This window comes from Mycobacterium sp. NPDC004974 (assembly GCF_053600815.1).
Genome location: NZ_JBSGAQ010000006.1, coordinates 61,306 through 73,068 on the forward strand (window position 1 = coordinate 61,306; position 11,763 = coordinate 73,068).

General features: G+C 66.1%; 13 protein-coding genes. 5 read left to right on the plus strand and 8 right to left on the minus strand.

Annotation, left to right across the window (positions count from 1 at the left end):
* Position 1: 1 nt before the first annotated feature.
* Together ACWEFV_RS15815 and fadD5 are read right to left on the minus strand one after the other, a co-directional pair.
* Positions 2-739: an MlaE family ABC transporter permease gene (locus ACWEFV_RS15815; RefSeq protein WP_167858059.1), complete on the minus strand. Its 738-nt coding sequence runs from the start codon at positions 737-739 to the stop codon at positions 2-4.
* 304 nt (positions 740-1,043) lie between these two features.
* Positions 1,044-2,633: a fatty-acid--CoA ligase FadD5 gene (gene fadD5 / locus ACWEFV_RS15820; protein ID WP_450070842.1), complete on the minus strand. Its 1,590-nt coding sequence runs from the start codon at positions 2,631-2,633 to the stop codon at positions 1,044-1,046.
* Between the two features lie 126 nt (positions 2,634-2,759).
* Here fadD5 and ACWEFV_RS15825 point away from each other — a divergent pair, with 126 nt between their 5' ends.
* Positions 2,760-3,452: a GntR family transcriptional regulator gene (locus tag ACWEFV_RS15825; RefSeq protein ID WP_450070843.1), complete on the plus strand. Its 693-nt coding sequence runs from the start codon at positions 2,760-2,762 to the stop codon at positions 3,450-3,452.
* Positions 3,453-3,958: 506 nt separating this feature from the next.
* Here ACWEFV_RS15825 and ACWEFV_RS15830 read toward each other — a convergent pair.
* Together ACWEFV_RS15830 and ACWEFV_RS15835 are read right to left on the minus strand one after the other, a co-directional pair.
* The gene (locus ACWEFV_RS15830; RefSeq protein WP_450070844.1) at positions 3,959-4,399 is read right to left on the minus strand and encodes an SRPBCC family protein; all 441 of its coding nucleotides are present in this window, start codon (positions 4,397-4,399) and stop codon (positions 3,959-3,961) included.
* A complete protein-coding gene (locus ACWEFV_RS15835) occupies positions 4,368-4,832 on the minus strand; it encodes an acyl-CoA thioesterase (protein ID WP_450070845.1) in 465 nt (154 codons plus the stop codon). The genes ACWEFV_RS15830 and ACWEFV_RS15835 overlap by 32 nt, the downstream gene beginning before the upstream one ends.
* A gap of 36 nt (positions 4,833-4,868) precedes the next feature.
* Here ACWEFV_RS15835 and ACWEFV_RS15840 point away from each other — a divergent pair, with 36 nt between their 5' ends.
* Entirely contained in the window at positions 4,869-5,960 is a 1,092-nt protein-coding gene (locus ACWEFV_RS15840; RefSeq protein ID WP_450070846.1) for an alcohol dehydrogenase catalytic domain-containing protein, read from the plus strand.
* Here the strand turns inward: ACWEFV_RS15840 and ACWEFV_RS15845 are convergent.
* Together ACWEFV_RS15845 and ACWEFV_RS15850 are read right to left on the minus strand one after the other, a co-directional pair.
* Positions 5,957-7,666, minus strand: coding sequence for an acyl-CoA dehydrogenase (locus ACWEFV_RS15845; RefSeq protein ID WP_450070847.1), 1,710 nt, complete (start codon positions 7,664-7,666; stop codon positions 5,957-5,959). The two genes, ACWEFV_RS15840 and ACWEFV_RS15845, sit on opposite strands and share 4 nt — an antisense overlap.
* Complete coding sequence (locus ACWEFV_RS15850; protein WP_450070848.1) at positions 7,663-8,436, minus strand: SDR family oxidoreductase; 774 nt, start codon at positions 8,434-8,436, stop codon at positions 7,663-7,665. Before ACWEFV_RS15850 ends, ACWEFV_RS15845 begins: the two co-directional genes overlap by 4 nt.
* Before the next feature lie 39 nt (positions 8,437-8,475).
* On the opposite strand from ACWEFV_RS15850, the gene ACWEFV_RS15855 reads away from it, so the two are divergent.
* Positions 8,476-9,294, plus strand: coding sequence for a class I SAM-dependent methyltransferase (locus tag ACWEFV_RS15855; RefSeq protein WP_450070849.1), 819 nt, complete (start codon positions 8,476-8,478; stop codon positions 9,292-9,294).
* On the opposite strand, the gene ACWEFV_RS15860 is transcribed toward ACWEFV_RS15855, so the two are convergent.
* The gene (locus tag ACWEFV_RS15860) at positions 9,291-9,968 is read right to left on the minus strand and encodes a TetR/AcrR family transcriptional regulator (RefSeq protein WP_450070850.1); all 678 of its coding nucleotides are present in this window, start codon (positions 9,966-9,968) and stop codon (positions 9,291-9,293) included. The genes ACWEFV_RS15855 and ACWEFV_RS15860 overlap by 4 nt on opposite strands.
* A gap of 126 nt (positions 9,969-10,094) precedes the next feature.
* Between ACWEFV_RS15860 and ACWEFV_RS15865 the strand changes: the two genes are divergently transcribed.
* Entirely contained in the window at positions 10,095-10,205 is a 111-nt protein-coding gene (locus ACWEFV_RS15865; protein WP_003883225.1) for a hypothetical protein, read from the plus strand.
* Here the strand turns inward: ACWEFV_RS15865 and ACWEFV_RS15870 are convergent, their stop codons facing one another.
* Positions 10,206-10,733, minus strand: coding sequence for a CGNR zinc finger domain-containing protein (locus ACWEFV_RS15870; RefSeq protein WP_450070851.1), 528 nt, complete (start codon positions 10,731-10,733; stop codon positions 10,206-10,208).
* 85 nt (positions 10,734-10,818) lie between these two features.
* On the opposite strand from ACWEFV_RS15870, the gene ACWEFV_RS15875 reads away from it, so the two are divergent.
* A complete protein-coding gene (locus ACWEFV_RS15875; RefSeq protein WP_450070852.1) occupies positions 10,819-11,679 on the plus strand; it encodes an alpha/beta fold hydrolase in 861 nt (286 codons plus the stop codon).
* The last annotated feature ends 84 nt before the right edge of the window (positions 11,680-11,763 follow it).

Consider the following 11,763-nt stretch of genomic DNA (forward strand, 5'->3'; position numbering starts at 1 on the left):
GTCAATGCCCTGTTCCGAACCGCACACCGATGGTGGTGAGCACGACGTTGACTGCGAACAATGCCACCACGCACAACACCAGGGTCTCGTTCACCGCGGTGCCGACGCCCTTGGAGCCACCGGCCACCGTCAGGCCGCGGTAGCAGCCGACGAGTCCGGCGATCAGACCGAACAACGTGGCTTTGATGACCGAGATCATCACCTCGGGGAATCCGGTCAGCAGGGTCAGCGTGGACACGTAGGCACCGGCGGAGACGTTCTGGACATAGACGCCGAAGAAGAAGCCGCCAACCAGACCGATGGTGATCACCGCGCCGTTGAGCATGAAGGCCACAAAGGTGGAGGCGACCACGCGGGGAACGACCAGGCGTTCGATCGGGTCGATACCCAGTACCTCGAGCGCGTCGATCTCCTCACGCACGGTGCGGGCACCCAGGTCCGCGCAAATCGCCGTCGACCCGGCGCCGGCCACCACGAGCACCGTGACCAGAGGACCGAGCTGCGTGACCGCGCCGAGGGCTGCGCCCGCGCCCGACACATCGGCGGCACCGAACTCCGCCAACAGGATGTTGAGCGTGAAGATGATGAGCACGGTCAGTGGGATCGAGACCGCGAGCGTAGGCAGGAATGCCACCCGGATCAGGAACCAGCTCTGCAACACGAACTCTTTCCACTGGAAAGGCCGTGTGAGAAAGGCCTTTCCAGTGAGCACAGTCATCTTGAAGAAGCCACCGACCATAGCCAACGGCTTCTCCAGTTGACCACGTACGTAGCCGACGAGCCCGTCGGCGGGCGCCGTCACCGTTGCGCCCCCTGGACGTGTCGCACGCCCCCTCCTCGTCGCCTGTCAGCTTGTGTGATCCGTCTCTCCCTACTCGCGAGTAGTAATTGAGACCACCGGACTGTACCCGATAAAAACCGGGCCGTGCACTGCATCGGGTGGATTGTGCCATCAACCGTTAGCAAGGGCGTGCAGGGACAGCAAACTTTCGGTGCGACCTGCAGAAACCGTTGACGCTGAGTTACTTTCGCAAACGTCAACCCTACTGGGCGTTGACCGGTGAGCCGAAGCGTTCCCGAAGTTCGGTCTTGAGCACCTTGCCCGAGGGATTGCGGGGCAGGGCATCGACGATTTCGAGCGCCTTCGGGTGTTTGTAGCGCGCCAGGCGTTCAGTGAGGAAGCCGTCGAGATCTCCGAGATTCAGTACGTCGCCTCGGGTCAGGGCAACCACCGCAACCGGAACCTCGCCCCATTTCTCGTCATGGCGGCCGATCACCGCGACCTCGGTGATGGCGGGGTGCCCGGCGAGGACGTTCTCCACTTCGGCGCAGTAGATGTTCTCGCCGCCGGAGATGATCATGTCCTTCTTGCGGTCGACAACCCAGATGTAGCCCTCCTCGTCCTGCCGAACGAGATCACCGGAGTGGAACCAACCACCGGCGAACGCCTCGGCGGTGGCCTTGGGGTTGTTCCAGTAGCCCGCCATCAAAGTTGGGGCGCGGTAAACGATCTCGCCGACCTCGCCGACCGGGACGTCGTTCATGTTCTCGTCCACGATGCGGGCGGATACGGTGGGGATCACCTGACCGACCGAACCGAGCTTGCGAATTGCGTCGTCTGCCAACAACATGCAGGTGACCGGCGACATTTCCGTCTGACCGAATGCAGCGAGGATCTGGCTACCCGGGAACGTCTCGGCCATTGCCCGGAGCAAGGTGTCCGAAGCCGGTGCCGCACCCCATGACAGGGCTCGCAGGCAAAGATCGCGTGGATTGACTTTCTGCTCGGCGCACACCGCCTGCCACTGTGCGGGCACCAGGAAGATCGCGGTGACCTTCTCGGCCGCCAGCACGTCGAGCAACGCACCCGGGTCGAACGCGCCGAGCGGATAGATCACCGTGGGCAGGCCGAGCGTCAGACCCGTATTCACGTTTCCGGCGACGCCGGCGATGTGGAACAGCGGGACGCCGATGAAGCCGACGTCATTGTTGATGTCGACGCCACTGGTGAACAGGTTGGTCATGCCCTGCCCGACGAGGTTGGCGTGGGTCAGCACCGCGCCCTTGGGCCGGCCGGTGGTTCCCGAGGTGTACATGATCAGTGCGGGGGCGTCGCTGGGGATGTCGACCGGTTGCGCGGGGTCGCCGTCTTCGGCGATCAGGTCCTCATAGCCGAGGACGCCGTCCTCGGTAGGTGCGTCGGCCACGATGACCGTCGACAGCGTGGCATCGAGATCGCGTACCGCCGTGGCGACTCCGGCGAGGACGGGCTCGGTGACGATGACGCGGGCCTCGCAGTCGCTGACCAGGAAGGCCACCTCGGGTGGGGTCATCCGGAAGTTCACCGGCACCGCGATGGCGCCGAGCTTGTTGGCCGCCAGCATCGCCTCGATGAACTCGGGCCGGTTCAGCATCAGGATCAGCACCCGGTCGCCGAAGCCGACCCCTCGCCGGTTCAGGGCGCCGGCCAGCCTGGTCACCCGGTGGTCGAGCTCGCGCCACGTGGTGGTGTGCCCCAGGTACCGCAGGGCGGTCTTGTCGGGCTGCATCAGGGCATGCCGGGTCAGTTGATTGGCCCAGTTCTGACGACGGGCCAGGTATGGCTGCTCAGTGGGGAACGTCTCGGCAGTCAACGGATCTGCACTCCATCGGTATCGAGTTGCACGAATTTTATATTTGATCAAACATGGGGTTGCCCCGGTCACACTATGGCCTCGGCGCCTCGGCGACAAGCCCACCAGAAAGGCGACCGGATTCGCGTGAACGCACCTGCCAGAGCGGCCGTGCAACGTCGTCGCGGGGGACGGCGCGAGCAACTTTCCGACGAGGTTGCCGCCCAACTGCGGGCCGAGATCATGACCGGTGTGCTGCGGCCCGGGACATTCATCCGGCTCGACGAAACCGCCGCGGCACTCGGGGTGAGCATCACCCCGGTACGCGAGGCGCTGCGCACGCTGCGCGGCGAGGGGATGGTGCAGTTGGAGCCCAACCGCGGCCACGTCGTGGTGCCCCTGACCCGCGCCGACGTCGAAGACATCTTCTGGCTGCAGGCCACCATCGCGCGGGAGCTCGCCGCCACCGCCACGACCCGCATCACCGCGGCCCAGATCGATGAGCTGGAACAGCTGAACGCCGAACTCGCGACCGCGGTCGAAGCTCACGATCCCGTCGCGATCTCGTCCGCCGAGTTCGCCTTCCACCGGGCGTTCAACCACGCCAGCGGCCGAATCAAGCTGGCCTGGTTCCTGCTGCACGTCGCGCGGTACCTGCCTGCCCTCATCTATTCGACCGATCCGCAGTGGGGCACCGAGGCCGTGGAGAACCACCGGTTGCTGATCCACGCGCTGCGCCGGCGGGATGCGACTGCCGCGGTGGAGCTCAACGCAAACCAGTTCACCGACGCTTCCGAACGGCTCATCGCCCGGCTGAACGACATCGGGATGTGGGACTGACACGTCGGGGCAGTCCCACTGTTCACATCAGCACCGCCGTCCCGCCAGTGTGCCGAGCTGGCCGGCTACGCGCGACAATCGAGCGACAATCGCCTCATAAATATCGTCAGCACCGCTGTTCACAGGTGCAATCAACACTCTCGTCACTCCGGACCTCACCAGCCTCGTGGGCAACAGATTTCAGCTTGCCCACCTGCCAGCGACAAAGTCGCTGATAGTCGGGCACGAGACGGGTGAGGCTGACGGGGCCAGCGGTACTGGTCAGGCGGGAACGGCCAGCGACAATGGGTCTTGCGTGACCCGTAGTGCCAATGTGGCGATTGTCGCTGGATTGTCGCTCGTAGCCGGGCACATCGGATATCCGTCCGAAATCTGTGGCCCGTGTGACTTGCCGGACCGCGTTGGCACCGCGACCCCATGACGGACAAACTCGTGCTGCGGGCACCAACCTCCGCTACGTACTGACCATGCAGCTGCTGCAGCACGGCAGCAGCCGCCCGCGCGGCCTAAGCCGACAGCTGCTGCACCCTGGTGATGAGGGCGTTGGCCAGGTGATCCAGGGTGTCGCCGATGAGCTTCTTGACCATCATGGCCGGGATCGGCAGCTTGACCTCGACCTCGAGGTCAACCTGGAGCAGCGTGCTGTCCGGCCCGAGGGGCACGACCGAGAACCTCTGCTCCTGCTTGGTGAAGTGGTCGCCCTGCTGCAGCACGGTGTAGATCTGGTTCTCGGCGGGGTAGTAGACCGCGTTGATGAAGGTGCCGGATTGACCCTGGATCTCGACGTCCATACGCAGCTGGCTGGGCCGGCCGTCGTCGTAGCGGGCCAGGATCCAGCAGCCCTTGATCTCGGGGTTCCACTGCGGATAGGCCTCGAAATCACCGACGATCGCCATGATCTTGTCGGCAGGGGCATCAACCTCGACGGTCTTGCTCACGAGTGGCATCCGGCGATGATATCGACTGCAGCAGATCGCGGATCACGTCGGGAATCGGTACGGGGCGGCGCGTGGTCCGGTCCACGTAGACATGCACCCAGTGGCCGACCGCCGCCACCGGCCCGTCCGGCTCGAACAATCCGAGCCGGTAGGTGACGCTGCTGTTGCCCAACCGGGCCACCGCCAGGCCGACCACCAACGGGTCGGGGAATTTCAACTCCGCGAAGTAGCGGCACCCGGACTCGGCGACCACACCGAGCCAGGGCGCGGTGACCGGATCGACATCGCAATTGGTGTTGATCCAGCCGTTGATCGCCGTGTCGAACAGTTCGTAATACACCGCGTTGTTGAGGTGGCCGAACATGTCGTTGTCGGTCCATCGGGTCAGCACCGGCCAGTGCAGCGGAAAATCCTCGCGGGTCAGGTCGGCAGCTTCGGTCATGGCTGAAGTCTGACAGCAGGTGACAGGCTGGTGCGTATGAAGATCCGCGGAGCCGTCCTCGAGCACATCGGCCTCTCCCGCCCGTACGCCGAGTCCCGACCGATCCGGGTGAGCGACCTTGAGCTCGCCGAACCGGGCCCCGGCGAGCTGCTGGTGCGCATCGAGGCCGCGGGGCTGTGCCACTCCGATCTGTCTGTCGTCGACGGCAACCGGGTACGCCCGGTCCCGATGCTGTTGGGGCATGAGGCTGCCGGAATCGTGGAAGCGGGTGACACCGATCTGCCGGTGGGACAACGGGTGGTGATGACGTTCCTGCCGCGCTGCGGCGAGTGCCCGGCGTGTGCCACCGACGGCCTGACACCGTGCGGCCCCGGATCGGCCGCCAACGGCGCGGGCACGTTGATGAACGGCGACATCCGGCTGACCCGCGACGGCCAACCCGTGTTCCATCACCTCGGGGTGTCCGGATTCGCCACCTACGCCGTCGTCGACCGTCGCTCGGTGGTGCCCGTTCCGGGTGATGTCCCCGCCACGGTCGCGTCGCTACTGGGCTGTGCGGTACTCACCGGCGGCGGCGCGGTGCTCAACGTGGGCACGCCGCGGCCCGGCCAGACCGTGGCAGTGGTCGGCCTGGGCGGCGTCGGCATGGCCGCGGCCCTGACCGCGCTCGCGCACGACGACGTCCGTGTCATCGGTGTGGACCAGCTGCCCGACAAGCTGGCCCGAGCCCGTGAACTCGGTGTGCACGAGACCTACACCCCCGAGCAGGCCGCCGACCTCAAGGCCGACGTCGTGATCGAAGCCGCGGGCCACCCCGCCGCGTTGGAAACGTCGATCGCGCTCACCGGGCCGGGCGGGCGCACCATCACCGTCGGCCTGCCCCGTCCGGACGCCCGAATCTCGGTGTCGCCGTTGGGCTTCGTGGCCGAGGGCCGGTCACTGATCGGGAGCTACCTGGGCTCGGCGGTACCGGCCCGCGACATCCCCCGGTTCGTCGAACTCTGGCGGGCCGGGCGGCTGCCCGTCGAGCAGCTGGTGTCCTCGACCATCACCCTCGATCAGATCAACACCGGCATGGACGAGCTGGCCGAGGGGCGGGCCGTGCGCCAGATCATCGAGTTCGGTTAGAACCAGTTGTCGCGCATCTCCAGTGTGGTGCGGTCCAGGCTCGCCAGCAGGTCCAATTGCGGGGCGGTCCTGGGTAATTCGTAGCGAAAGAAATAGCGGGCGGCCTGCCGCTTGCCGTCATAGAAGTCGCCCGTACGTCCTTCGGCGGCCAGGTACTGCTCCAGCCAGATCCACGCCACCACGATGTGCCCGAACGCCTCCAGGTACACCGCGCTGTTGGCCATCGCGGCCTCGACGTCACCGGAGGCGAACATCGCGCCGGTGACCGCGACCAGCCGCTGCCAGGCCGCGTCCAGCTGAGCGGCCAGCTCAGGCGCCACACCCGTGGCCTGCGAGACGGTCACCGCGATCCGCTCCCCGAGTGCCGCCAGGCCGGCCCCGCCGTTCTGGGTCACCTTGCGGCCCAGCAGGTCCAGGCTCTGGATACCGTGGGTGCCCTCGTGGATCGGGTTGAGCCGGTTGTCGCGGTAGTGCTGCTCGACGTCGTACTCGCGGGTGTAGCCGTAGCCGCCGTGCACCTGGATCGCCAGGCTGTTGGCCTCCACACACCACTGCGACGGCCAGCTCTTGGCGATCGGGGTGAGAATGTCGAGCACCGCAGTGTCACCGGTGTCCACGAGCTTGGCGCAGTACAGCGCGAGCGCCAGCCCGCCTTCGACATAGGCCTTCTGCGCCAACAGCATTCGCTTGACGTCGGTGTGCTCGATGATGGGCACCTGCGGGGTCGACGGGTCCCTGACACCCAACGGCCTGCCCTGCGGACGCTCGCGCGCGTACTGCACCGACTTGAGATAGCCGGTGTAGCCGAGCGCGACCGCGCCCATCCCGACGCCCAGGCGGGCCTCGTTCATCATGTGGAACATGTAGACGATGCCGCGGTGCGGCTCGCCGACGAGGTAGCCGACCGCGCCGTCGAAGTTGAGCACGGTGTTGGTGATACCGCGCTGCCCCATCTTGTGATTGAGCCCCGAGATGGCCACGCCGTTGCGGGTGCCGTCGGCCAGGAACTTCGGCACGACGAACAGCGAGATGCCCTTCGTGCCGGCCGGGCCACCGGGAATCTTGGCCAGCACCAGGTTGACGATGTTCTCGGTGAGCTCATGCTCGGCGCCGGAGATCCACATCTTCGAACCGAACAGCCGGTAGCTGCCGTCGGGCTGCGGTTCGGCACGCGTGGTGATGTCGGCCAGTGACGACCCGGCCTGGGTCTCCGACAACGCCATGGTGCCCGAGAACCGGCCCGCCAGCATGGGTTTGACGAACGTCTCGATCTGCTCGGCCGAGCCGAACCGGGCCAGCAGGTTGGCGTTCGCGATGGTCAGCATCAGATAGCCCGAGGTCGACACGTTCGCCGCGGAGATCCACGCGAATGCGGCCTGCGCCACCGTGGCCGGCAGCTGCGCGCCGCCGATCTCCGCGTCCATCCCCATGGCGAGCAGATCGGCCGCCGCGAAGGCGTCCCACGCTTCTTTCACGTCAGGGATCAGCGTGACGGTCTGCCCGTCAAACGTCGGCTCGTTGGCATCGCTGAGCTTGTTGTGCGGCGCGAAGTAGCGGGTCGCGAGTTGCTCGCACAGATCCAGCACGCCGTCGAAGGTTTCGCGGGAGTGTTCGGTGAATCGGTCCAGCGTGGTGAGCCTCTCGACGTCCAGCCACTCGTAGAGCAGGAAGTCCAGGTCGCGCCGCGACATGATGGTCGACTTCATCGGATCGTGCTCACGCCGCCGTCGACCGGGATGACTGCGCCGGTGATGTACGCGCTGGCCCGGCTGGCCAGGAACACCGAGATGCCGGCGATGTCGTCGGGTTGCCCGATCCGGCCGAGCGGCAGGGCCGACCCGACGGCCTCGGATCCGCCGCGCAGCATCTCCTTGGTCATCCGGGATTCGAACAGGCCCGGCGCAATCGCGTTGACCAGGATGCGTGGGGCCAGTTCACCGGCGAGGTGGCGGGTCAGCATGTGCACGGCGGCCTTGCTGGCGCTGTATGAGAAGTTGTCCCGCCCCTTTCCGGGCGCGACGATGCCGTCGATGCTGCCTGTGTTGATCACCCGCGCCGGATCCTCTTCGGTGGCAGCGGAATTCAGCAGCGGCGTGAGAGCGCGGGTCAGCATGAACACGCCTTTGACGTTGACGTCGTAGACCTTGTCGAACCCGGACTCCGGGAACTCCTCGTACGGTGCGCCCCAGGCCGCGCCCGCGTTGTTGAACAGTGCGTGGATCGCGTCCTCGCGCCCCGTCACGGCCGCGGTGAGCGCCGCGACCCCTTCGGCGGTCCCGAGGTCGGCAGGCACCGCGGAGATCCGGCCGAGAGGGGACAACGCGTCCACCGCCGCGGCCAGCTCGGCCTCCTTGCGGCTCGAGACGTACACGGACGCCCCGGCCTGCAGCAGGCCACGGGCCATCATCAGGCCGATGCCGCGGCCGCCTCCGGTGACGACGGCGACCTTGCCGTCCAGTCGGAACAGATCAGTCATGCCCACCAGTCTGCGTATAACGGACTGTGGGAGGCAATCATGGCGACGACCAAGATCGACTTCAGCTCGGTGGAGTGGGGTTCCGTCGAATGGACCAACGTGTGCACGCTGTATCTGCGGGCCTGCGAAAGCCGTTTGTCCCGGCCGGTTCTGGGCGATCACGCGGCCGCCGAGGCCGTGGACCGCATCGACTACGACTTCAAACGCATGCGCCGGGCCTCGCAGCCATGGGCCAACCAGTTCCTGGTCGGGCTGCGCGCCAAGAAGCTCGACGACTGGACCGTCGACTTCCTGACCCGTCACCCCGACGCGGTCGTGCTGCACCTCGGCTGCGGCCTGGACACCCGGGCATTCCGGGTGAACCGTCCCGAATCCGTCACGTGGTTCGACGTCGACCAACCCGGAGTCATCGACCTGCGGCGCAAGCTGTACGACGACGGCCCGGGCTATCGGATGATTGGATCGTCGGTAACTGAAACCGGCTGGCTGGAGGAGACGCCGACCGGGCGCCCGACATTGATAGTCGCCGAAGGCCTGCTGATGTATCTGGACGAGGCCGACGTGCGCGCACTGCTGCAGCACCTCACCGACCGCTTCGAGCACGGCGAGATCGCCTTCGACACGATCGCCCCGATCGGCCCCAAGCTGTCCAGACTGTTCACCAAAGGCATCGTCAAGTGGGGCATTGACGACATCCACGAGCTCGAGCGATGGAATCCGCGCCTCCGCCTGCTCGACCGGGTTCCGGCCTACAGCGACTGGCAGCAGATCCCACTCACAGCCCAAAGGCAGTTGTTCCGGTTCGTCAACGCCACCCTGGCCGGGCGCTACGACGTGCTGAACCGGTTCGTGTTCTAAGCCTTCTCGTCGATCTCGACACCGAGCGGGGATTCGTTGCGGATCGCCTCGTCGCGGATCAGCCCACGCAACAGCGCCGTACTGAACTCAACGGCGATCTCCTTAGCGGTCCGCCTGCCGTGGGGGCGCAGCCAGCGGTAGGAGCCCAGCGTCATCCCGATGTAGCCGAGCGCCAGGACATGCGAATCGCAGTCGTAGAACTCGCCGCTGGCAATGCCGCGGTCGATCACGTCGCGGACATGCTCGTAGACCTGGGTCTCAGCGCGCCGAATGTAGGCCACCTGCTCCTCGGTGAACCATTCCGCGATGTACGGGCCTTCCTGGAAGTACACGGCCGCGCGCTCCAGGTCGTTGGCGATGCCGACCAGCAATCGCCGGGTGAAGTTGTAGATGGTCTCCCGGGCCGAGGCGGTGGGGTCGTCGTGCAGGGCCTCGACGGTGAAGTCCGCGGTGCTCTTGTAGATGTCGTAAAGGATCAGCGACTTACTCGAGTAGTAGTGGTAGACCGTGGCCTTGTTCAGGCCGACAGCCTCGGCGACGTCGTCCATCCTTGTGCCGTGATAGCCGCGGGCGGCGAACAGTTTGGCCGCGACAGTCAGCAGCTCGTCGCGGCGGGACGTCCCGTTGGCAGCCGCGCCTCCGCGGCCCCGGCCGCCCTCTGCATCGGATGACATAGCACACTCACTATCAGCATCGCCCGGACCTTGCCCAGGAAATCAATCAACTAGATGGTTGAAGAGTGTAGGCAATTCTCTTCGCGGCCCTGTTCCGGCCTTGCCTAGTGCGTCTAGACTCCGGGCATGGATCCGAATCCTGACTACGACCTCAGCGACGAGAGCGACTTCTTCTTTCCGTGGCTGGCCTGGGGTCTGCGCGGCGTCTACCCGCCGCCGGCCTATCCCCCGGTGTAATCAGGACTGTTCGTCAGTCTTCGCAGTCCTGGCGCGCTGGTGATAGCGGCGCGCCTTCATGCGGTTTCCGCAGGTAGCCATCGAACACCAGCGAGCGGTGTTCGGCTTGCTGCGATCAATCAGGAACAACCGGCAGTCCGGATTCCCACACGCGCGTAGCCGCCCCGGACTCCCGACGCGCAGCGCGTCCCAGGCCAGGATGGCCCGCACGGCGCCGCGCCGCGCCTCGTCGGTATCGAGTTCCCACCTCACGCCGCCCTTCATGGCGCGCGCCCGCAATGCCACCGCATCGAGAAGCGGCGCCAACGCGGCCGCCGTCTCGGCCCCGCTCACCACCGCCTGGAGCACGTTCCTGGCCTCGACCAGTTCCGGCAGTTCGGCCTCGGTCGCCCCACGCTCACGCAGCCAGATCCCCGCCTGCACGCGGTCCGCGAGTATGTCGCGCTGCCTTCCATCGGTCACCGGCGTGGTGTTGAGCAGATCCAGCAGCAGGGCGTCGTCGTTCAGGCCCACCTCCAGCAGCTCCATATCTAACCTCCAAACAATTATTGACAGGTTATGCCGTCCGGCGTTAGATGTCACTAACCACTAAAACTAGTTATAGGAGTTAGCCATGAGTGTTCACCATCGCTACGCCACCATCGACGGGCAGCGGTTGTTCTACCGCGAGGCGGGTGCCCCGGACGCACCGGCGATCGTGCTGCTGCACGGCTTCCCGACGAGCTCGTACATGTTCCGCGACCTCATCCCCCGGCTGGCCGAGCGCTACCACGTCATCGCGCCCGACCACCTGGGCTACGGACACTCCGCTGCACCGGCAGCCGACGAGTTCGACTACACCTTCGACGCGCTGGCCGACCTGACCGACGGCCTACTGCACCAACTCGGGGTGTCGCGCTACGCGATCTACGTCCAGGACTACGGCGCCCCGATCGGCTGGCGACTGGCACTGCGGCATCCGGAGGCCATCACCGCGATCGTCAGCCAGAACGGCAACGGCTATGACGAAGGCTTCGTCGAGAGCTTCTGGACGGGAGTGTGGGCCTACCAGCGTGCGCAGACCCCCGAGACCGAGGCGGGCGTGCGGACCGCACTGAGTGTCGACGGCATCAAATGGCAGTACCTGACCGGAGTTTCCGACGAGAGCCTGGTCAACCCGGACACCTGGGTGCATGACGCGGCGATGGTGGCCCGGCCGGGCAATGATCTGGTGCAGCTCAAGCTGTTCCGCGACTACGCGACGAACGCGCCGCTGTACCCGGCGCTGCACGAATACCTGCGCACCAGTGGGGTTCCCGTGCTCGCCGTGTGGGGCGAGGGCGACCCCATCTTCGGCCCCGACGGGGCGCGTGCCTTCGCCAGGGACGCCGTCGACGCCGAGATCCACCTGCTCGCCGGCGGGCACTTCCTGCTGGAGACACATGCCGACGAGGTCGCGCGCCTGATCGACGGGTTCCTGCGGCGCCGCGCCTGACGCCACGTGTTCAACGCATCGGCTCCGCCGAAAGTGACGCCATGGTCGTTATCCGCACGGGTTGACGACCATGGCGTCACATTC